Source organism: Streptomyces sp. NPDC053048 (genome assembly GCF_044547045.1).
In the GTDB taxonomy this organism is placed as follows: Bacteria; Actinomycetota; Actinomycetes; order Streptomycetales; family Streptomycetaceae; genus Streptomyces.
The window spans coordinates 72,264-93,842 of sequence record NZ_JBITZS010000012.1 but is presented as its reverse complement, the minus strand read 5'-3'; the positions used below and the strand labels follow the sequence as shown (position 1 = coordinate 93,842).

At 70.7% G+C, this 21,579-nt stretch carries 19 protein-coding genes; 14 read left to right on the top strand and 5 right to left on the bottom strand.

Going from position 1 to position 21,579, the window contains the following annotated elements:
* Positions 1-100: 100 nt before the first annotated feature.
* The 5 genes from ACIG36_RS29230 (at position 101) to ACIG36_RS29210 (ending at position 5,002) form a co-directional block, all read left to right on the top strand.
* Positions 101-298 (top strand): hypothetical protein, encoded by a 198-nt coding sequence (locus ACIG36_RS29230; protein WP_399934201.1) that lies wholly within the window; start codon positions 101-103, stop codon positions 296-298.
* Positions 295-528 (top strand): hypothetical protein, encoded by a 234-nt coding sequence (locus ACIG36_RS29225; protein ID WP_399934199.1) that lies wholly within the window; start codon positions 295-297, stop codon positions 526-528. Before ACIG36_RS29230 ends, ACIG36_RS29225 begins: the two co-directional genes overlap by 4 nt.
* A 97-nt stretch (positions 529-625) precedes the next feature.
* Positions 626-2,344: a methionine--tRNA ligase gene (gene metG / locus ACIG36_RS29220; RefSeq protein WP_399934196.1), complete on the top strand. Its 1,719-nt coding sequence runs from the start codon at positions 626-628 to the stop codon at positions 2,342-2,344.
* Positions 2,345-2,659: 315 nt separating this feature from the next.
* Complete coding sequence (locus tag ACIG36_RS29215; RefSeq protein WP_399934193.1) at positions 2,660-4,543, top strand: hypothetical protein; 1,884 nt, start codon at positions 2,660-2,662, stop codon at positions 4,541-4,543.
* A gap of 84 nt (positions 4,544-4,627) precedes the next feature.
* On the top strand, positions 4,628-5,002 hold the full coding sequence (locus tag ACIG36_RS29210; protein ID WP_399934191.1) for a DNA-binding response regulator: 375 nt from the start codon (positions 4,628-4,630) through the stop codon (positions 5,000-5,002).
* Positions 5,003-5,079: 77 nt separating this feature from the next.
* On the opposite strand, the gene aspS is transcribed toward ACIG36_RS29210, so the two are convergent.
* Entirely contained in the window at positions 5,080-6,867 is a 1,788-nt protein-coding gene (gene aspS / locus ACIG36_RS29205) for an aspartate--tRNA ligase (RefSeq protein WP_399934189.1), read from the bottom strand.
* Positions 6,868-6,997: 130 nt separating this feature from the next.
* On the opposite strand from aspS, the gene ACIG36_RS29200 reads away from it, so the two are divergent.
* A complete protein-coding gene (locus ACIG36_RS29200; protein WP_399934186.1) occupies positions 6,998-9,133 on the top strand; it encodes a SpoIIE family protein phosphatase in 2,136 nt (711 codons plus the stop codon).
* Positions 9,134-9,222: 89 nt separating this feature from the next.
* Here ACIG36_RS29200 and ACIG36_RS29195 read toward each other — a convergent pair whose 3' ends face one another.
* Complete coding sequence (locus tag ACIG36_RS29195; protein ID WP_399934183.1) at positions 9,223-10,176, bottom strand: pirin family protein; 954 nt, start codon at positions 10,174-10,176, stop codon at positions 9,223-9,225.
* Between the two features lie 113 nt (positions 10,177-10,289).
* Between ACIG36_RS29195 and ACIG36_RS29190 the strand changes: the two genes are divergently transcribed.
* Positions 10,290-11,207 carry a trypsin-like serine peptidase gene (locus ACIG36_RS29190; RefSeq protein ID WP_399934180.1) on the top strand — a complete coding sequence of 306 codons (918 nt, stop codon included), beginning with the start codon at positions 10,290-10,292 and terminating at the stop codon, positions 11,205-11,207.
* Positions 11,208-11,214: 7 nt separating this feature from the next.
* On the opposite strand, the gene ACIG36_RS29185 is transcribed toward ACIG36_RS29190, so the two are convergent.
* Positions 11,215-11,667, bottom strand: coding sequence for an SseB family protein (locus tag ACIG36_RS29185; protein WP_399934178.1), 453 nt, complete (start codon positions 11,665-11,667; stop codon positions 11,215-11,217).
* Positions 11,668-11,797: 130 nt separating this feature from the next.
* On the opposite strand from ACIG36_RS29185, the gene ACIG36_RS29180 reads away from it, so the two are divergent.
* The 4 genes from ACIG36_RS29180 (at position 11,798) to ACIG36_RS29165 (ending at position 16,083) form a co-directional block, all read left to right on the top strand.
* Complete coding sequence (locus ACIG36_RS29180) at positions 11,798-13,624, top strand: acyl-CoA dehydrogenase (RefSeq protein ID WP_399934175.1); 1,827 nt, start codon at positions 11,798-11,800, stop codon at positions 13,622-13,624.
* 130 nt (positions 13,625-13,754) lie between these two features.
* Positions 13,755-15,047 carry a M18 family aminopeptidase gene (locus tag ACIG36_RS29175; RefSeq protein WP_399934172.1) on the top strand — a complete coding sequence of 431 codons (1,293 nt, stop codon included), beginning with the start codon at positions 13,755-13,757 and terminating at the stop codon, positions 15,045-15,047.
* 46 nt (positions 15,048-15,093) lie between these two features.
* Positions 15,094-15,744 carry a DUF4232 domain-containing protein gene (locus ACIG36_RS29170; protein ID WP_399934169.1) on the top strand — a complete coding sequence of 217 codons (651 nt, stop codon included), beginning with the start codon at positions 15,094-15,096 and terminating at the stop codon, positions 15,742-15,744.
* Positions 15,745-15,858: 114 nt separating this feature from the next.
* Positions 15,859-16,083 (top strand): hypothetical protein, encoded by a 225-nt coding sequence (locus ACIG36_RS29165; protein WP_399934166.1) that lies wholly within the window; start codon positions 15,859-15,861, stop codon positions 16,081-16,083.
* A gap of 40 nt (positions 16,084-16,123) precedes the next feature.
* On the opposite strand, the gene ACIG36_RS29160 is transcribed toward ACIG36_RS29165, so the two are convergent.
* A complete protein-coding gene (locus ACIG36_RS29160) occupies positions 16,124-17,935 on the bottom strand; it encodes an NHL domain-containing thioredoxin family protein (protein WP_399934163.1) in 1,812 nt (603 codons plus the stop codon).
* 344 nt (positions 17,936-18,279) lie between these two features.
* On the opposite strand from ACIG36_RS29160, the gene ACIG36_RS29155 reads away from it, so the two are divergent.
* Positions 18,280-19,128, top strand: coding sequence for a hypothetical protein (locus ACIG36_RS29155; RefSeq protein WP_399934160.1), 849 nt, complete (start codon positions 18,280-18,282; stop codon positions 19,126-19,128).
* A gap of 59 nt (positions 19,129-19,187) precedes the next feature.
* Positions 19,188-19,766 (top strand): Uma2 family endonuclease, encoded by a 579-nt coding sequence (locus tag ACIG36_RS29150; protein WP_399934157.1) that lies wholly within the window; start codon positions 19,188-19,190, stop codon positions 19,764-19,766.
* Between the two features lie 23 nt (positions 19,767-19,789).
* Here the strand turns inward: ACIG36_RS29150 and ACIG36_RS29145 are convergent, their stop codons facing one another.
* Positions 19,790-20,569: a carbon-nitrogen family hydrolase gene (locus ACIG36_RS29145; protein WP_399934155.1), complete on the bottom strand. Its 780-nt coding sequence runs from the start codon at positions 20,567-20,569 to the stop codon at positions 19,790-19,792.
* Between the two features lie 142 nt (positions 20,570-20,711).
* Here ACIG36_RS29145 and ACIG36_RS29140 point away from each other — a divergent pair, with 142 nt between their 5' ends.
* The gene (locus tag ACIG36_RS29140; protein WP_399934152.1) at positions 20,712-21,542 is read left to right on the top strand and encodes a maleylpyruvate isomerase family mycothiol-dependent enzyme; all 831 of its coding nucleotides are present in this window, start codon (positions 20,712-20,714) and stop codon (positions 21,540-21,542) included.
* Positions 21,543-21,579 lie beyond the last annotated feature (37 nt).

Sequence of the window (21,579 nt, the reverse complement as noted above, 5' to 3'; positions counted from 1 at the left end):
CGCACCGCCGGGCCGCCGTCATCCCGACGGCCCGGCATATCACTCTCCGTATTTACCCGCCCGGCTGATCAGGTGCCGTCGGAGTGGGCATGCATAGGGCGTGAGCAACGAAATTCCCCCCGGCGCCTACGCCGTCGACACCCGGACCGGTCGGCTCGGACAGGTCATGGACCACCACGCCGGTTACCTACAGCTACGACCGCCGCGCGGCGGGCTCGAGTGGAACTGCCCGCCCGAGCACGCCCGTCCCGTCTCCGAGGAGGAGACGGCCGACGGTCCCGGGGGGTGGCACCAGTGACCGCACGAACGGTTTTCCTCTTCGGCACCTGGACGCTGCAGCCCGACCGGGAGCCCGACGCCGAGCCGGTCACCTACGCCATGCAGTGCGTGGTGTGCGGAGCGGAATCGGAGCCGGACGAGGACGCGGCGACGGCCCAGAGCTGGACGTTCCGGCACGCGGGACGCAACCCCTCGCACCACACCTACCGGGAGCTGATCACCCGGCCCTGGCGGGCCTGGATGCGTTGACACAGCCGTCATAAACGCCGCGCGGTACGCCCCTGGCCCTCGGATACGCTAAAGGTGCACCTCAATCTGCACACACACCGACCAGGGAGCAGCCGCAATGGCTCGACACCTCATCACCAGCGCCCTTCCGTACATCAACGGGATCAAGCACCTGGGCAACATGGTGGGGTCCATGCTCCCGGCGGACGTCTACACCCGCTTCCTGCGCCAGACCGGCCGCGAGGCGCTGTACATCTGCGCCACCGACGAGCACGGCACGCCGGCCGAGCTGGCCGCCAAGGAAGCCGGGCTGCCCGTCGCCGAGTTCTGCGCGCAGCAGCACGACGCGCAGAAGGCGATCTACAACGGTTTCCAGCTGTCCTTCGACTACTTCGGCCGCAGCTCCTCCCCGGCGAACCGGGAGATCACCCAGCACTTCGCGCGTCAGCTGCAGAAGAACGGGTTCATCGAGGAGCGGTCGATCCGCCAGGTGTACTCCCTCGCCGACGGCCGCTTCCTGCCGGACCGCTACATCGTGGGCACCTGCCCGCACTGCGGCTACGACAAGGCCCGCGGCGACCAGTGCGAGAACTGCACCCGCGTACTGGACCCGACGGACCTGATCGACGCCCGCTCGGCGATCAGCGGCAGCAGCGAGCTGGAGGTGCGCGAGACCAAGCACCTCTTCCTGCTCCAGTCGAAGCTGCAGGGCGAGGTCGAGGCGTGGATCGACGAGCACGGCAAGGACTGGCCGGTGCTGGCCTCCTCCATCGCCCGCAAGTGGCTGACCGAGGGCCTCAACGACCGGGCGATCACCCGTGACCTGGACTGGGGCGTCCCCGTCCCGGCCGACACCTGGCCGGAGCTGGCGGCCGAGGGCAAGGTCTTCTACGTGTGGTTCGACGCGCCGATCGAGTACATCGGCGCGACGAAGGAGTGGGCGGAGCAGGGCGAGGCGGACCGCGACTGGAAGTCGTGGTGGTACGAGGCCGAGGACGTGCGCTACACGCAGTTCATGGCCAAGGACAACGTCCCGTTCCACACGGTGATGTTCCCGGCCACCGAGCTCGGCACGCGCGAGCCCTGGAAGAAGGTCGACTACGTCAAGGCCTTCAACTGGCTCACCTACTACGGCGGCAAGTTCTCCACCTCGCAGAAGCGCGGCATCTTCACCGACGCCGCCCTGGAGATCCTGCCGGCCGACTACTGGCGCTACTTCCTGATGGCCAACGCGCCGGAGTCCGACGACTCCTCCTTCACCTGGGAGCACTTCGCCGCCTCGGTCAACAAGGACCTCGCCGACACCCTCGGCAACTTCGTCAACCGCGTGCTGTCCTTCTCCCGCAAGCGCTTCGGCGACAACGTCCCGGCCGGCAACGAGGAGGGCGAGGCCGAGGCCGAGCTGGGCCGCCAGATCGCCGAGCTGCTCGCGGAGTACGAGCGGCACCTGGAGGAGCTGCAGTTCCGCAAGGCTGCGCAGGCGCTGCGCGCCCTGTGGAGCGCGGGCAACTCCTACCTGGAGACCAAGGCCCCCTGGCTGGAGATCAAGACCGACCCCGAGGGCGCCGCGCTCACCCTGCGCACGGCGATGAACCTCATCCACCTCTACGCGATCGTCTCCGAGCCCTTCATCCCGGCCTCGGCGGCCGCCATGCGCTCGGCCTTCCAGCTGGAGGTCGACAACGCCACCTGGGTCACCCAGGACGAGGCGAAGTCGCTGACGTTCGTCCCGGCCGGCACGCCGTTCACCGTGCCGCCGGTGCTCTTCGCGAAGATCACCGAGGACGACCTGGCCTCGTACACCGAGCGCTTCGGCGGCGGGGAGACCGCCGCCTGAGCATGACGGGCATCCGGCCGTGAGGGCCCGGGACCGCTACGGCGGTCCCGGGCCCTCACGCATACGGAACGGCGGTGGAGCATTTAACGCCATGCCGCGCTCGCCGGTCTGCCGGCAGAAACGGTTACCGAGCCGGTTCCGGCCACGGCCACGGCGCACTTGTCAGGAACCGGCGCCGGTGGAGAGGCCGCCGGCCGCCGCCTGTCCGGATGTCACCGGCTGGCTCGTAGGCGCCCCTGTGACCGGCGTGGGCCCGGCGTACGGTCCGTCTGTTCTTCGCGTACGCGACGGGTTCGCACACCGGAGGTCCCTCTGATGTCGCTCTTCCCCTACAAGCAGTCGTTCGCAGGCACCACCGTTCCGCCCGACTGGAAGCTGTACGGCTCGGCGAAGATGACCGGAGAGGGCTGGCTCAGCCTCACCCAGGCGCAGACCTACCAGGCGGGCACCGCCCTGCTGAACATCGCCTTCCCCAGCACCGACGGCATCTCGGTGGAGTTCGACCTCGCGGCCCACGGCGGGTCCTCGACCGTCGCCGACGGCATGTCGTTCTTCCTGATCGACGGCGCGTACGAGACCGGGGCGGGCGGTCCGGGCGGGGCGCTGGGCTATGCCTGCTACCAGAAAGGCGGAGCGGAGCAGAAGCCCGGCGTGACCAAGGGCTACATCGGCATCGGCGTCGACCAGTACGGCTCGTTCTCCGATCCGAACCAGGCCGGTAACGGCGGACCGGGACCGAGGCCGAACAACGTCGTGCTGCGCGGCTCGGGCGACCAGTACGACGGCTACCGCTATCTCACCGGGGCCGGGCTGCCGGCGCTCAGCCTGAGCCGGCAGAGCCCCACGCGGGTGCTGCTGACGGTCGTCGACCGCGTGGTGACGGTCTCCGTCCGCAAGGACAACGCCTGGCAGCGGCTGATCGACTACGACCTGAGGAACGCGACCGGCCAGGCGGCGCTGCCCGCCACGCTCAAACTGGGCCTCTCGGCGGCCACCGGTATGTGCACCAACAACTACGAGGTCCGCGATCTGGCGGTCACGCTCCCGGCCGAGATGCCGCTGGCGATGGCCGGGCCGCAGGCCGCGACGGCTGGTTCGCCGATCGGCTACCGGATCACGGTGTCGAACAAGGGCCCCAACGCCGTGCCCGACGCCAAGGTGACAGGCAAGCTCCCCACCGAGGTCTCAGGCACGGTCTTCGGGACGATCGAGCTCACCGGCGGCGCGACCGCCGGTGCCGGGACCATCACCAACGGCACGTTCACCCAGCCACTGGTCCTCCCCAAGGGCGGCGGCGCCGTCATCCCGCTGAACGGGACGATCAACACCGGTGTCGTCGGTGACATCACCTGCGATGCCACGATCGCCTCGGAGACCCGATCGAACATCGCGACGAAGTACTCCGACTCCGTCACCACCAAGGTGACCGCGCCGCCGACGGCCGACGTCCCGCTGGGGATGCGGGGCCCGGCGGTCGCGGACTCGGGGAAGCCCGTCTCGTACGCCATGACCGTCCAGAACAACGGGCCGGGCGACGTCGCCGAGGCGGACCTCACCGGCGCCTTCCCGGCACAGCTCACGGGGGTGAAGTTCGACGCTCCCCAGCTCTCCGGCGGTGCCACCGCCGGTCAGGGCACGGTTGACGGCGGCGCGTTCACCCAGCCCCTGAAGCTCCCCAAGGGCGGCAAGGCGGTCATCCGCATCAGCGGCACGATCCAGCAGAACTGGACCGGCGACCTCACCGTCACCTCGAAGATCGACACCAAGAAGGTCACCAACACCTCGCCCTACAAGTCCGCCTCCTTCACCACCAAGGTCACGCCCCCGAAGATCGACATCACCGTCAAGGAGAAGACGGGCTTCGAGCAGTCCTGGCCGCCCGAGGCCAAGGGCTACGTGTGGTCGTTCCTCTTCGAGCTGGCGGCCAGCAAGAACCGGATCCAGCAGTGGCAGCTGGTCTTCGACCTGCCCGTGCCCGGCCGGTTCAACCCGCAGTACAACCAGCACTGGTACACCGTGGTCAAGGACGGCAGCGTCGACGGGCACGTCGTCCTCGAGTCGCCCGCGACGGGGCACAGCATCGAGCCCAACACCCCACTCGACGTACGGGCGCAGATCCTCTACCCGTCCAAGGCCGAGTCCGCCGACGGCACCCTCTACAACCTCCAGGGGATCGCCCTGAAGGAGGGCAACGGCTAGGCCGTTGATCGATCGGCAATCGTTCGTTCAGCCCCCGAGCACACGATGGGAAGGACGAGACGCGGGGGAAGACGAGGAAGAGCAGTGTTCGAGAAACGCATCACCGTGAACGTCCGTGCCGCCGACGAGCTGGGCCGCCACCGCATCGTCCGGCAGCTGCGGGCCCTGCCCGGGGTCGGCGTGGTCCGGGGGGACGAGGACGCCGCCGTCGACATCCTGGTCATGGGCCGGCACGACCAGGACGGCCCGGACGAGCTGCGCCGCCTGGCGCGCGCGGGCCGCGCGCCGCTGGTGCTGGTCGCGCAGGAGCTGGGCGAGACCGAGCTGATGGCGGTCGCGGAGTACGGGGTGCGGTCCGTGCTCCGGGCCGACCGGCTGACGCCGGGCCGGCTCTCGCGCGCGGTCCACCAGGCGGCGGGCTGCTGCCCGAGAGTGCCGATAGAGGCCGCCCTGGTCTGAAACGGACGGGAACGACGGGGGGATGCGAAGGGGCCCGGCAGCACGGCTGCCGGGCCCCTTCGCATGCCGGGTGACGGTTACTTCGTCGGCTTGTACGGCGTCGCCTTGGCCGCGCCCTTGTAGATGCTCAGGTGGAGCTCCTTCAGGCGGGCGTCGTCGACCTCGCTCGGGGCGCCCATCAGCAGGTCCTGGGCGTTGCCGTTGAGCGGGAAGGCGATGGTCTCGCGGATGTTCGGCTCGTCGGCCAGCAGCATCACCATGCGGTCGATGCCGGGGGCGATGCCGCCGTGCGGCGGGGCGCCGAACTTGAACGCGCGCAGCATGCCGCCGAACTCGCGCTCGACGTCCTCCTTGGAGTAACCGGCGATCTCGAAGGCCTTGTACATGACCTCGGGCTCGTGGTTCCGGATGGCGCCGGAGGACAGCTCGGTGCCGTTGCAGACGATGTCGTACTGCCAGGCCAGGATGTCCAGCGGGTCCATCGTCTCCAGGGCCTCGAGGCCGCCCTGGGGCATGGAGAACGGGTTGTGGGAGAACTCGATCTGGCCGGTGTCCTCGTTCTTCTCGAACATCGGGAAGTCGACGATCCAGCAGAAGCGGAAGACGTTCTCCTCGAACTGGCCGGCGCGCTTGGCGGCCTCGACGCGCACGGCGCCCATGATCTTGGAGACCTCGTCGAAGTCGCCCGCGCCGAAGAAGACCGCGTGGCCGGGCTCGAGGCCCAGGCGGCCGGCGAGCGCCTCGACGTTCTCGGCGGTGAGGAACTTGGCGATCGGGCCGGAGAGCTGGTTGCCCTCGCCCACGCGGACCCAGGCCAGGCCCTTGGCGCCCTGCTCGACGGCGAAGTCGCCCAGGCCGTCGAAGAACTTGCGCGGCTGGTCCTGGACGGCGGGCACCGCGAGGGCACGCACGTGCTTGCCGGCGAAGGCCTTGAACTCCGAGCCCTCGAAGACGTCGGTGACGTCGACGAGCTCCAGCCGCGCCCGCAGGTCCGGCTTGTCGGAGCCGTACTTGAGCATCGCCTCGCGGAAGGGGATGCGCGGGAAGGGGGAGGTGACGTGGCGGCCGTTGCCGAACTCCTCGAAGAGGTCGGTCATGACCTTCTCGATGACCTGGAAGACGTCCTCCTGCTCGACGAAGGACATCTCCATGTCGAGCTGGTAGAACTCGCCCGGCGAGCGGTCGGCGCGGGCGTCCTCGTCACGGAAGCAGGGCGCGATCTGGAAGTAGCGGTCGAAGCCCGCGATCATCAGCAGCTGCTTGAACTGCTGGGGGGCCTGCGGCAGCGCGTAGAACTTGCCGGCGTGCAGACGGGAGGGCACCAGGAAGTCGCGCGCGCCCTCGGGGGAGGTGGCGGACAGGATCGGGGTGGCCATCTCGTTGAAGCCGAGGTTCGTCATCTTCTCGCGGATGGAGGAGATGACGGCGGAGCGCAGCATGATGTTGCTGTGCATGCGCTCGCGGCGCAGGTCGAGGAAGCGGTACTCCAGACGGCGCTCCTCGTTCACCCCGTCCTCGGTGTTGATGGTGAAGGGGATCTGCTCGGCGGCACCGAGCACCTCGACCTCGGTGACCTCGATCTCGATCTCACCGGTGGGCAGCTCGGGGTTGACGTTCTCGGCGCCACGGCTCATGACCTTGCCGTCGACGCGGACGACGGTCTCCTTGGTCAGGTGGCTCAGCGCCTCGTTGGCGGCGGTGCCGGGCCGGGCCACGAGCTGGACCAGACCGTGGTGGTCGCGCAGATCGATGAAGAGGATGCCGCCCAGGTCGCGCCGATTGTGCAGCCAGCCACTCAGACGGACGTCGGTGTCGACGTCAGCCGCACGGAGCTCGCCGCAGTTGTGGGACCGGTACCGATGCATCGTTCATCCAAGTCGTGGTCGAGGGCGTTGGTCGTCAGGTGCGCCGCACAGTGCATACAGCACCAAGCAAGGGTACTGCCCCACCCGGCATCGGTGGTCTCCCCTGTGCATACCTGCATAAGGTGGGGCAATGCGCACCGAGGACGTACTGGCCGCCGTCGCGACCGGCCTGTGGCACTGGGACAACGTCTCGCGCAGGGTCACCTTCGACGCCGAGGCCGCGCGGCTGCTCGGCCTGCCGCCCACCCGGGTGGAGCTGTCGGAGTCGGCCGCCCGCGCCCGCTTCCACGCCGTGGACTGGGTGGAGGTGCAGGGCATCATCAACCTCGCCGTGGCCGAGGGCACGCTGGCCGAGGCCCGCATCCGGATCGTGGACGAGGAGGGCCGGGTGCTGCGGACCGTGCGCAGCCGCACCAAGCCCTTCGGGCACGGCGGTGACTACAAACTCGTGGGCACCCTCGAGGAGGTCCCCGAGCCGCAGCAGGGCACCTCCGCCGCCCGCACCCCGGTCACGGGCGACTGGCGGCGCAACCGCGAGGCCTTCCTGCTCGACGCCGGCCGGGCGCTGGCCGAGGCACGCTCGACGGCCGAGGTGCTGCGGGTGGCGGCGACCCTGTCGATGCCGGGCTTCGAGCCGTCGGGGCTGGCCGTGTTCGTCAGCGAGGGCGGGCGGGTCAAGCTCATCGGCCACCACGGCTACGCGCCCGGGGACATGGAGGAGTTCCTGGACCAGCCCATGGACACCGGCTACCCGGCCGCCGAGGTCATCCGCACCGGCCGCGCGGTCTACCTGCCCTCCCCCGACGACTACCGGCGCCGCTTCCCCACCATCTACCCGCTGGTGGAACACTTCGGCCGGCGCTCCTGGGCCTTCCTGCCACTGATCAACGCGGGCCGCACCATCGGCGCCTGGATGGCCGGCTTCAGCATCCCGGTCTCCTTCACCCCCGACGAGCGCTCGGTGCTCACCACCGTCGCCCGGATGCTCGCCCAGGCCCTGGGCCGGGCCAGCGTCCACGAGTCCGAGCGCGAGCTGACCGTCGGCCTGCAGCGCTCGATGATGCCCACCGTGCAGCCCGACGTGCCCGGCATGTCGGTGGCGGCGCGCTACGTGCCCACCGGCGGCGGGCTGGAGGTGGGCGGCGACTGGTACGACATGATCCCGCTGCCCTCCGGGAAGATCGCCCTGGTCATCGGCGACGTCCAGGGGCACGACGTGCGGGCGGCCGGGCTGATGGGCCAGCTGCGGATCGCCCTGCGCGCCTACGCCTCCGAGGGCCACCACCCCGACGCGGTGCTCTCGCGGGCCTCCCGCTTCCTGGCCGGGATCAACGGCGACGGCGACGAAGGCGCGGAGCAGCGCTTCGCCACCTGCCTCTACATCGAGGCCTGCCCCAGCAGCGGGACGCTGGTCATCGCCCGCGCCGGCCACCCCGATCCGGCGATCCGGCTCAGCGACGGCACCATGCTCGTCCGTCCCACGGCGGGCGGGCTGCCGCTGGGCATCGTCCCGGACACCGACTACCCCACCACGCGGATCGTCCTCGAACCGGGCGAGACGATGCTGGTGTGCACCGACGGGCTCATCGAGACCGGCGGCCACGACCTGGAGACCGGCTGGAACCGGCTGCGCGAGGTCGTCGAGGGCCATCCGCCGGACGGCGACGGCGACGGCGGCGGCCTGGAGAAGCTGGCCGACGCGCTCGTCCAGGCCGTCCACGGGCCGCCCTCGCACTACACGACCGGGCCGCTCATCGACCGCCGCGAGGACGACATCGCCCTGCTGCTCCTGCGCCGCGACCTGCCGGCCCCCACCGGGGTCGGCGCCCCGCCCGCCGTCCCGCGCCCGCCCCGGCGCACGGTGCTGACCGTCGCGCAGGCCGAGCCGGAGCGCATCGCGGAGGCCCGGCAGCAGATCCGCGACCTGATGCACGACTGGCCCGACCCCGACCAGACCGACTCGGCGGTGCTGATGGTCTCCGAGATGGTCACCAACGTCCTGGTGCACACGGACGGGGACGCGCTGCTGATCGCGGAGATATCGGGGCGGCCCGGCGGGCGCCGGGTGCGCGTGGACGTCGAGGACGCCAGCGACGAGCTGCCGCACCGCCGCCACCCGGGGGAGATGGCCTCCTCCGGGCGCGGCCTGGTGCTGATGGAGCTGCTGGCCGGGGCGTGGGGGGTCGATCCGCGGGGCGAGGGCAAGAACATCTGGTTCGAGCTCTACGAGGCCGCCTCGGAGGAGGACTTCGAGGCGATCACCTGAGCCCGGCGGGGCCGATCACCCGAGCCCGGTGGGGCCGATCAGAGGCCGATCAGAGGCCGATCACCGAGCCCGGCGGGCCCGATGCCGGGTCAGGCCGCGTCGGCGGGGACCGTGCCGAGCCGCCCGGCCCGGAAGTCCTCGAAGGCCTGCGCCAGCTCGGCGTCGGTGTTCATCACGAACGGCCCGTAGTGCCGCATCGGCTCGCGGATCGGCTGCCCGCCCAGCAGCACGAACTCGAAGTCCTCGCTGCGCGAGTCCTGCGCGTCGTCGGCCCTGACGGTGATCGCGTCGCCCTCTCCGAAGACCACGGTCCGGCCCGTGCCGAACGGCCGCCGCTCGGCGCCCGCGGTGCCGTGGCCGGCGAGCCCGTAGGCCAGGGCGTTGAAGTCGGGGCGCCAGGGCAGGGTGAGCTCGGCGCCGGGGCGCAGCGATATGTGCGTCATCGTGATGGGCGTGTGGGTGATGCCCGGCCCCTGGTGACCGCCGATCTCACCGGCGATCAGGCGCACCAGCGCGCCGCCGTCCGAGGAGGTCAGCAGCCTGACCTTGCCGCCGCCGATGTCCTGGTAGCGGGGCGGCATCATCTTGTCCTTGCGCGGCAGGTTCACCCACAGCTGGAGGCCGTGGAAGAGCCCGCCGCTGGCGACCAGGGCCTCCGGCGGGGCCTCGATGTGCAGCAGACCGGAGCCGGCGGTCATCCACTGGGTGTCGCCGTCCTTGATCGTGCCGCCGCCCCCGTGGGTGTCCTGGTGCACGAAGGTGCCGTCGATCAGGTAGGTGACGGTCTCGAAGCCGCGGTGGGGGTGCCAGGGGGTGCCCTTGGGCTCGCCGGCGGCGTAATCCACCTCACCCATCTGGTCCATCATGATGAACGGGTCGAGGTGGCGGTAGTCGATCCCCGCGAACGCCCTGCGCACGGGGAAGCCCTCGCCCTCGAAGCCTGCCGGCGCGGTGCCGACGTACAGCACCGGGCGCTGCCGCGCCTGCGCGGGAGCGGCGACACGGGGCAGGACCAGCGGGTTCTCTACGGTCACGGCGGGCATTGCGGCCTCCTCGGGTGGTTGGCGCCGTCAAAGTTAGTTGAACAATGAACCATCTGCAAGGGTGCGCGTATTCCCGGAGGGGGGCTCGCACCCCGAAGAGGGACACTTGATCAATGCGCCTGAAACACGCCGTCCTCGCCGCCGCCGTGGCGGTCCTCGCCGTCGTCGGCCTGCTCGTGGCGGGCCGCGTGCCGGCGACGGGCGGCCCGACGGCCGACGGCGACGCCACCGGCCACTTCGAGCAGCCGAAGGAACGGGCCGAGGAGACGGGCGAGGCGATGAGGTCCGCCGTGCGCGTCGACGCCTCGGCACCCGCCCCGCTGAACGCGCCCGCCGGACGGGACGCCGGCCGGAAGGACCCGCTGACCCCCTCGGACCCCCCGGCCGCGAAGGAGGCCGAGCCCTCGGCGGCCGTCGGCCCGCTGTTCTACACCGCCGGGGGTGCACCCGGGCACGGCTGCACGGCGAGCGTGGTGCACAGCCGCACCGAGGACCTGGTCGTCACCGCGGCGCACTGCGTGCACCAGGGCGGTTTCCGCACCGACGTCGCCTTCGTGCCGGGCTACCGGGACGGGGAGGCCCCGTACGGGGTGTGGGTGCCGACCTCCATCGACATCGACCCGGAGTGGGCCGCGGACCGCGACCCGGACCACGACGTGGCATTCCTGCGGGTCCGCCCGGTCGAAGGCCGCACGCCCCTCGAACGAATCACCGGCGCGGAGCGCATCCGCTTCGACCCGCCGACGCGCCGGCCCGCCCGGGTTCTGGGCTACCCCAACAGCGGGGAACGCCCACTGTCCTGCCAGAACACGACGGACACCGAGAGCCGCACCCAGCTGCGCTTCGACTGCGCCGGCCTGCCCAACGGCACCAGCGGCAGCCCGTTCCTCACCGACGTGGACGCCGCCACCGGCCTGGGCACGATCATCGGGGTCCTGGGCGGCAAGGACGAGGGCGGCGACGAGGAGACCTCGTACAGCCCCTACTTCGGCAGCGCGATCAAGCGACTCTACGAACGCGCGACCGGGTAGCCGCCGCTCAGCCGTACATCCGGCGCATCGCGAAGTCGACCATCTGCTCCACCGACTTCGCGTCGAAGACGATGCGGTGGTCGCCCTCCATGTCCAGGACGAACCCGTAGCCCGTGGGCAGCAGGTCCAGCACCTCGGCGCCGGTGATCACGAAGTACTTGGACTCCTTGCCCGCGTACCGGCGCAGCTCCTTGAGCGAGGTGAACATCGGGATCACCGGCTGCTGGGTGTTGTGCAGCGCCAGGAACCCGGGGTTGTCGCCGCGCGGGCAGTAGACCTTGGAGTTGGCGAAGATCGTCTGGAAGTCCTCGGCGGACATCTGTCCCGTGGTGAAGGCCCGTACCGCGTCGGCGAGCGACGGGGGCGACGGCTCGGGGTAGAGCGGCTGCTCGCCGTAGCCACCGGGCTGCTGCGGAGGCGCGTAGCCCTGCTGTGCCGCGTTCTGGTCGTAGCCGTACATGGGCCAAAGCGTAACGAGTCACAGTTGGGCGATCAGGTCTTGCGTCTTGTTACCGCTGGGTAGCATCATGCTGCTTACTGACCGGTACGCACAGAGGATCGCCCTCCCGTCACCTACGGAGCCGTCTGTCATGGGCCACTACAAGTCGAATCTCCGCGATATCGAGTTCAACCTCTTCGAGGTTCTCGGCCGCGACAAGCTGTACGGCTCCGGTCCGTTCGCGGAGATGGACGTCGAGACCGCCAAGGACATCCTGTCGGAGATCACGCGCCTCTCGGAGAACGAGCTGGCCGACTCCTACGCCGACGCGGACCGCAACCCCCCGGTCTTCGACCCCGAGACCAACACCGCCCCGGTTCCGGAGACCTTCAAGAAGAGCTACCAGGCGTACATGGACGCCGAGTGGTGGCGCCTGGGCATCCCGGAGGAGATCGGCGGCACCACCGCCCCGCGCTCGCTGATCTGGGCCTACGCCGAGTCCATCCTGGGTTCCAACCCGGCCGTCTGGATGTACTCCTCGGGCCCGGCGTTCGCCGGCATCCTCTTCGAGGAGGGCACGGAGCAGCAGAAGCACATCGCGAAGATCGCGGTGGAGAAGCAGTGGGGCTCCACCATGGTGCTGACCGAGCCGGACGCCGGCTCGGACGTGGGCGCCGGCCGCACCAAGGCCGTGCAGCAGGAGGACGGCTCCTGGCACATCGAGGGCGTGAAGCGCTTCATCACCTCGGGTGAGCACGACATGGCGGAGAACATCCTCCACTACGTCCTCGCCCGCCCCGAGGGCGCCGGACCGGGCACCAAGGGCCTGTCCCTCTTCCTCGTGCCGAAGTACGAGTTCGACTTCGAGACCGGCGAGCTGGGCGAGCGCAACGGCGTCTACGCCACCAACGTCGAGCACAAGATGGGCCTGAAGGCCTCCAACACGTGCGAGATGACCTTCGGCGACAAGCACCCCGCCAAGGGCTGGCTCATCGGCGAGAAGCACGACGGCATCCGCCAGATGTTCATGATCATCGAGTTCGCCCGCATGATGGTCGGCACGAAGGCGATCGCCACCCTCTCCACCGGCTACCTCAACGCGCTGGAGTACGCCAAGGAGCGGGTGCAGGGTCCGGACCTGGCCAACTTCATGGACAAGACCGCGCCCAAGGTCACCATCACCCACCACCCCGACGTGCGCCGCTCGCTGATGACGCAGAAGGCGTACGCGGAGGGCATGCGCGCCCTGGTCCTCTACACCGCCTCCGTCCAGGACGAGATCGTGGTCAAGGAGGCCGCGGGCGAGGACGCCAAGGCCCTGCACGGCCTCAACGACCTGCTCCTGCCGATCGTCAAGGGCTACGGCTCCGAGAAGTCCTACGAGCAGCTCGCCCAGTCGCTGCAGACCTTCGGCGGCTCCGGGTACCTGCAGGAGTACCCGATCGAGCAGTACATCCGCGACGCGAAGATCGACACCCTCTACGAGGGCACCACGGCGATCCAGGGCCAGGACTTCTTCTTCCGGAAGATCGTCCGTGACCAGGGCCAGGCCCTGAACACCCTCTCCGAGGAGATCAAGAAGTTCCTTGCCTCCGAGGCCGGCGGCGAGGACCTGGCCGGCGCCCGCGGTGCGCTCGCCAAGGCCGCGGTGGACCTGGAGGCGATCGTCGGCAAGATGATCACCGACCTCACCGCCACCGGCGAGGACGTCAAGAACATCTACAAGGTCGGCCTGAACACCACCCGCCTGCTGCTGGCCTCCGGTGACGTCGTCGTCGCCTACCTGCTGCTCAAGGGCGCGGCCGTGGCCGCCGAGAAGCTGGCCGGCGCCTCCGCCAAGGACAAGGCGTTCTACACCGGCAAGATCGCGGCGGCGAAGTTCTTCACCACCGACATCCTGCCGCGCGTCTCCGTCGAGCGCTCGCTCGCCGAGGCCGTCGACAACTCCCTGATGGAGCTGGACGAGGCCGCGTTCTAGGAACCTCGTTCCAAGAACCTCGTTCCAAGGACCGCTTTCCAAGTCGCCCGACGACACGGGGACTCCAGGGGCGGGAGCCGGGCACCGAAAGGAACGCCCGGCTCCTGCCCCTTGTCCCTATCCTGAGGCCATGAGCTCTGCGCACCGCTTCGACCGCGGCCACACCGACGACCTGATGACCTTCCTCGCGGCCAGTCCGTCGCCGTACCACGCGGTGGCCAACACCGCCGAGCGGCTGGAGAAGGCCGGTTTCCGCCAGGTCGCGGAAACCGACGCCTGGGACGCACAGGCCGGCGGCCGATACGTGACGCGCGGCGGTGCCATCATCGCCTGGTACGTACCGGAAGGGGCCACCGCCGCCACCCCGTTCCGCATCATCGGCGCCCACACCGACTCCCCGAACCTGCGCGTCAAGCCGCTGCCCGACACCGGCTCCCACGGCTGGCGCCAGGTGGCCGTCGAGCTCTACGGCGGCACCCTGCTCAACACCTGGCTCGACCGCGACCTCGGCCTCTCCGGCCGGCTCACCCTGCGCGACGGCAGCCACCACCTCGTCAACATCGACCGCCCGCTGCTGCGCGTCCCGCAGCTCGCCGTGCACCTCGACCGCACCGTCAACCACGACGGCCTCAAGCTCGACAAGCAGCGCCACATGACGCCCATTTGGGGCCTGGGCAAGGTCGACGAGGGCGACCTGATCCGCTTCGTCGCCCAGGAGGCGGGCCTGGACGCCGCACAGGTCGGCGGCTGGGACCTGATGGTCCACAGCGTCGAGGCCCCCGCCTACCTCGGCCGCGACCGCGAGCTGCTGGCCGGCCCGCGCATGGACAACCTGCTGTCCGTCCACGCCGGCCTGGCCGCGCTGACCACCGCGACCACCTCCGCGAGCCTGCCGTGCATCCCCGTGCTGGCCGCCTTCGACCACGAGGAGAACGGCAGCCAGTCCGACACCGGCGCCGAGGGACCCCTGCTCGGCAACGTCCTCGAACGTTCGGTCTTCGCACGCGGCGGCACCTACGAGGACCGGGCCCGCGCCTTCGCCGGCACCGTCTGCCTGTCCTCCGACACCGGCCACGCCGTGCACCCCAACTACCCGGAGCGCCACGACCCGGACCACCACCCGATGCCCAACGGCGGCCCGCTGCTGAAGGTCAACGTCAACCAGCGCTACGCCACCGACGGCAGCGGCCGGGCCGTCTTCGCCGCCGCGTGCGAGCGGGCCGGCGTTCCCCTGCAGCACTTCGTGTCCAACAACGCGATGCCCTGCGGTACGACGATCGGCCCCATCACGGCCGCCCGGCACGGCATCACCACCGTGGACATCGGCGTGGCCATCCTGTCCATGCACTCGGCGCGCGAGCTGTGCGGCGCGGACGACCCGTACCTGCTGGCCGCCGCGCTCACCGCCTTCCTCGAAGGCTGATATACACAGCGCCTACCGACTCGAACATCCCACCGGGGGAAGCACCATGACCACCCGCACCCTGCGGATCGCCGCCGCAGCGCTCACTGCCGTCGCCGCCCTGACCCTGACCGCATGCGGCGGCGACGGTGACGGCGGCAAGGACGACAAGGCCAAGGCCGACGGCCAGGCCTCCGGTGCCCCGGCCGAGGCGGGCGACGAGGCGAGCGGCGACGGCGGCAGCGGAGGCCAGGACAGCGTCGCCGACGAGAAGCCCAAGCCCCAGGACAAGGGCGACGCCTGTGCGCCCGGTGACGTCAAGCTCGAGGTCAGGGCGGTGAAGTCGCCCGTCAACCACGTCCTGCTGGTGGCGACCAACACCTCCGAGTCCACCTGCTTCGCCTACGGCTTCCCCTTCCTGCGCTTCGACCAGGATCAGGCCACAGCCGTGGTCGTCGAGGAGAGCAAGCCGCAGGACCGCATCGGGCTCAAGCCCGGCAAGTCCGCCTACGCCGGGGTGCGGACCTCCGCCGCCGACGGCTCCGGCGGCAAGGGCCGCGACGCCCAGCGGATCTCCGTCACCTTCCAGACGCCCAAGGGCGACCCCATCGAGGGCGACCCGGCGCAGGCCGCCGCGCCGGGCGGAAAGCTGCACATCGACGACTCCGCCCGCACGACGTACTGGCTGTACGACGAGGCCACCGCCCTCGAGTGGTAGCCGCCGACCGGCGAGCCGGCCCCGATCCCTGATTGGCCGTCCCGGACCGGGGTACCCGCCCTGTCCGGGCCGGCCACTCACGGCACGGCCGATCACAACGGGAGGCGTTTCCCCATGGGAATGGGATGGTGCATCGGTCTGATCGCGGCGGGGGGCATCCTCACCTTCGCGGTCGACTGGCACATCGAGGGCATGAACATCCCCCTGGTGGGCCTGATCCTCATGGCGGCCGGCCTGCTGGGGCTGAGCGCCTATGTGAGCGTGTTCAAGCGCCGCAGGATGCAGCCGCCGCGCCCGGCGGCCCCCGTCATCGAGGAGGACCACCGGTTCGTGCGCTGAGCGCTCGGCCGGGGCCGAGCACTCGACCGTCGCCTCGCGCTCAGGCGTCCAGCCCCGCCAGCACCAGCGGCAGCCGCTCGGCGCCACCGGCCACCACCCGGACCGGAACACCCCAGTCCTGCTGGTGCACATGGCAGGCGGGGTACTCGTTGGCCGGGTCGTCGTCGCACGAGGCCGCCATCGCCGAGACGTGCAGCACGCCCTCGTCCACCCCGTCCGCCAGCACCAGCTCACGGCTGAGATCGGTGCCCTGGCCCGCGCCCTCGGCGAGCAGACCGGGCGGCGTGGAGCTGACCAGCAGCCGCGTCGACGGCCCGTAGCGGGTGTCCAGCTTCTGGCCGGCCGGCGCCTGGAAGACCACGTCCAGCAGCAGCCTGCCGGCGGCGACCTCCGTCGCCTCACGCCGCGTGTGGTGCTCGACGGCCTCGACCCGCACGGCCTCCTCCGGCAGCCGCAGCCGCGTCAGCCGGTGCCGGGCGGACTCGACGACCACGATGTCTTCGCCGGCGAGCACGGCGTCCGACGGCTCGCGCAGATCCGTGGCGAGCGTGGTGACCTGGCCCGTCGCCGGGTCGTAGCGGCGCAGCGCGTGGTTGTAGGTGTCCGAGACGGCCACCGACCCGTCGGGCAGCGCGGTGACGCCGAGCGGGTGCTGCAGCAGGGCCTGCGCGGCGTCGCCGTCCCGGTGCCCGAAGTCGAAGAGCCCGGCGCCGACGGCCGTGCGGACGGCGAAGCCGTCACCGTCCCGCTCGACCCAGCGCAGCGCCGAGGTCTCGGAGTCCGCGAGCCACAGCCGGTCCCCGGCGGCGGCGAGCCCGGACGGCTGGGCGAACCAGGCCTCGGCCGCCGGCCCGTCGACCAGGCCCTCGTTGGTGGTGCCGGCCGCCACGGCGACCGTGGCCGTGGCCGGGTCGTACGTCCACAGCTGGTGCACGCCCGCCATGGCAATCCACACCCGGTCGGCGAACCAGGCCACGTCCCAGGGCGAGGACAGGTCGACCTCACGGGCGGCGCCGGAGGTCGCCGAGCCCTGCCACCACTGGCGACCGGTCCCGGCGACCGTGCGCACCTCGCCGGTGGCCGGGTCGTACGTGCGCAGCGCGTGGTTGACGGTGTCCGCGACGATCACGGTGCCGTCGGGCAGCAGCGCCAGGCCCTGCGGCTCGCTGAAGCTCGCGGGGCTGTCGGTGAACCCGCGCTCGCCGGTGCCGACGCGGCGCACGACCGTCTCGCCGTCGGCGGCCAGCTCCACCAGCTGGTGCCGGGTGGAGTCGGAGACCAGGAAGTTGCCGCTGGGCAGCAGCACGGCCTTGCCGGGGAAGCGCAGATCGGTGGCGACCGGCTCGGGGGCGACGTAGGGCCCGTCGCCGCGCCGCAGCGTCCCCTTGGCCTCGTGCACGGCCTCCAGCTCCTCGACCAGCTTCGCGATCGCGTGGGCGTGCCCCTCGCCCGCGTGCTGGGCGACGATGTAGCCCTCGGGGTCGATCACCACGAGCGTGGGCCAGGCGCGGACGGCGTACTGCTTCCACGTGGCGAGCTCGGGGTCGTCCAGGACGGGGTGGTGCACCTCGTACCGCTCGACGGCGTCGACGACGGCCTGGTGCTCGGCCTCGTGCACGAACTTCGGCGAGTGCACGCCGACGATCACCACGGTGTCGCGGTGCGCTTCCTCGAGCTCACGGAGCTCGTCGAGGACGTGCAGGCAGTTCACACAGCAGAACGTCCAGAAATCGACAACAACGCACTTACCTCGGAGCTCGGCGAGGCTGAGTTCCTTCCCGCCGGTGTTGAGCCAGCCACCCTTGCCGATCAGTTCGGGGGCACGGACGCGGGCACGAGAAGCATGGTTCATGGTTCAAGCGTGCCATCCCCGCATGAACGTGGTGTCACAGCCACCTGGCGGCGCGACTTTTTGAGCTCCGGGCCCCGGGCCGCGGAACCCGAGCCCTTTATCCAAGGAATGGGTGGGTTGGTACAACCCACCCACCCACCCAAGTGCCGCCATAGCACGCGCAGATGACTTTTTGTGATCAGGTTGCGACGCCGCGTTGCGACCGTCTAGCGTGCGCAACAACAAACGGCCCCGGCGGGTGCTAGCAACACCATGCCGGGGCCTGACCTCCGAGATCGAAGATAGAGGTTCGATCCGTGGCTTCTGCCAACTCTAGTGCCGTTCCGCTTGCCCCCGCACGCTCCATGGCCAACCCCGGCTACGGGAAACACAGCGCGCCCGGCCAAACCGCCCGCCGCAAGGGCGACTTCGCACACCTGCCCAGGCGTGAAGCGGCGATCGCGGCACTGATCGACCGCCTTCCCGAGGGAGCGGCGATGGATGCCAAGACGCTGGCCAAGGAGAGCCCCGAGTACGGCCAGGCGGCCTGCCGGACGGCGCTCAAGCGGCTCACCGAGGCCGGGCACCTGCGGCGGGTCAAGGAGCACCTGCTCACCGAGGACGGCAAGCGCTGGGTGACCCGTACGTACTTCTCGCGGACCGCGCGGGACGACGCGTGGTGGGCGGGCTTCCTGCGCGGCGACGTCCCGGACGAGGACGAGGCACCGGCACCGGCACCACCCCCGCCGCCGCCCGCGGGCCGCCCCGCGCAATCGCGGGCGTACGCGGTGCTGGCGAGGCTGATCAGGACCGATTCCCGGCTGGCGCTGTCGGCGGCGGAGTGCGCGGCACTGGAGCCGCTCGCGGCGGAGTGGCTGGCGCGTGGGGCGACCGAGCCGGAGATCATCCGTGCGCTCACGGAGAGACTGCCGCCCGAGGTCGAGTCTCCGGGCGGGCTGACACGCCGCCGCCTGATCGACAGGCTGCCGCCGGAGCGGGAGCCGGAGCCGGAGCCCCGCCCGGCGCCCCTGCGCTACATGGAGTGCGCCGTCTGCGGCGTACCGGGCCGCCCGGAGGCACTGCCGGGTGGGCTGTGCCGGGACTGCCGGGGCGAGCCGCGTCCCCCGGAGCCGCCCGAGCGTGCGGACGAGGTCCGCGCCCGCGTCGCGGAGCTGCGGGCGGCTGCCCGCTCGAGCGAAAGGATCCGCGCATGACCGCTGTGCACGACGCGCCTCCCGTCATCGGGGCACCATTGGGGGGAGGAGGCGACGCCATGACCCCCAGCACCGCTGACCAGCCTCAGGTACTCACTGAGGATTTCGAGGAGCTGGCCCGCAGGGCTCCCGAAACCATCAGGTTGGAGTTCATCAACGGAAAGATCGAGGTCAAGCCCGTGCCGGACGGGAATCACGGTCAGATGCTGATGTGGCTCATCAAACAGTGCATGCAACAGCGTCCGGAGCTGTCGCTGTTTCCTGAGCAGGGGCTGAAGGTCGAGGCCTACCGCAAGGGACGAGCGCGCCCGGACGGCACCCTCGCGCCCGAGGAGTACTTCGCCGGGCAGGGCGAGTGGGCCGATCCTGACGGGGTCCTGATGGCTGTCGAGATCACGTCGGGCGATCCGGACACCGATCGGCGCGACCGCCGGGAGAAGCGCGACGGATACGCGGCTGCCGGGATTCCGGTCTACCTGCTCATCGACCGGGACGACTGCACCCTCACCGTCCACCACGAGCCGGATCACGGAAAGTACCGCCTCAGCAGGTCGTGGACCTTCGGCAAGGTCGTCGAGATTCCCCAGCCCGTCGGCATCACCCTCGAAACCGAGAAGCTGAAGGACTACGCGGACTAGCAACCGCCTCCCGCGGATGCGCGTCAGCGCCCCAACACCCTGTCCTTCAGCGCCGGGAACTCCTCCCGTGTCTTCGCCACCCGGCCCGGGTCCAGGTCGACGGTCAGGACCTCCTCGTCGTGGCCCGCCTCGGCCAGGACCTCGCCCCAGGGGTCGACGACGATGCTGTGGCCCGCCTGCTGGACGCCCGCGTGGGTGCCGGCGGTGCCGCAGGCCAGGACGTAGGACTGGTTCTCCACCGCGCGGGCGCGGGCGAGCAGGGTCCAGTGTTCGCGGCGGCGCTCGGGCCAGCCGGCCGGGACGACGAAGGTGTGGGCACCGGCGTCGGTCAGGGCGCGGAAGAGCTCGGGGAAGCGCAGGTCGTAGCAGGTGGCCAGGCCGAGCGTGGTGTCCGGGAGGCGGACGGTGACGGGGCGGTCGCCCGCGCCCATCAGGACGGCCTCGCCCTTGTCGAAGCCGAAGCGGTGGATCTTGCGGTAGACGCGCACCAGGGCGCCGGCCGGGGAGAAGACGAGGGAGGTGTTGTACATCGGCCCCTCGGAGGAGCGTTCGACGATGGAACCGGCGTGCAGCCAGGCCCCCGCGTCCCGTGCCGCGTGCGACATGGCCTCGGCCGTCGGCCCGTCCAGCGGCTCGGCCTCGCGGTCGAAGGCCTCGTAGGCGAAGGCGCCCACGGGCCACAGCTCAGGGAGGACCACCAGGTCACTGCCCTGTTGCCGCCGTACGAGGGCGGCGGCGCGTTCGCGGCGGGCGGCGGCGGTCTCATCGTCGTCCACACCGAGCTGGATCAAAGAGGCGCGCACAGTACCACCACTCTCCGCATGCGTCACACGAAACCTCTGCCGGGGCGACCGTCCGCAGCGTAACTTAACTGCGTAGAACCCAGACACCACTTGCCGCCCACGCGCACGCACCCGCCGCCCAGCACCGCCGAGGGATCCGCCCGTGACAGTCCACCCGAGTCTTCAGCCCGCCATCGACGCCTGGACCCACTCCATCGAATCCGTCAACGAGTTGGTGAAAACGCTCGCCGAGAGCGACTGGAACCGGGCCACCGAGTGCCCGGGGTGGTCCGTGCGCGACGTGGTCTCGCACATCATCGGCGTGGAGTGCGAAATGCTGGGCGAACCGCGGCCGATCCACACGCTGCCGCGCGATCTGCGGCACGTGACCGACGAGTTCTCGCGCTACATCGAGGTGCAGGTCGACGTGCGGCGCTGCCACACGGCCCTGGAGATGACCTCCGAGCTCGAGTACACGATCATCCGGCGCTGCCGTCAGCTGCGCAACGAGCACCGCTCGCCGCAGACGACGGTGCGCTGGCCGCTGGGCAGTGCCGCCGAGCACACCCTCGAACGGATGCTGGCGCTGCGGGCGTTCGACGTGTGGACGCACGAGCAGGACGTGCGGCGGGCGCTGGGGATGCCGGGGAACCTGGACTCCCCGGCCGCGGTCGTCGCCCGGGACGTGCTGCTGCTCGCGCTGCCGGACGTGGTCGCCAAGAAGGCCGGGGCCGGGCCGGGTTCGACGGCGGCGTTCGACGTGCACGGCCCGCTGGAGTTCCTGCGGACCGTTCGGGTCGGGCCGCAGGGCAAGGGGACGATCGACAGCAGCGTCTCGCTGGGGCCGACGGTGACGTTCGCGCTGGACTGGGAGACGTACGCCCGGCTGGCGTGCGGGCGGGTGCGGCCGGAGGCGGTCGCCGACCACATCAAGGTCGAGGGGGACCGGCAGCTGGCGGGGGCGATCCTGCGGGAGTTCGCGGTCACGCGCTGACGGCCCGGCACCGGCCCGGCCCGCGCCCCCGCCCCCG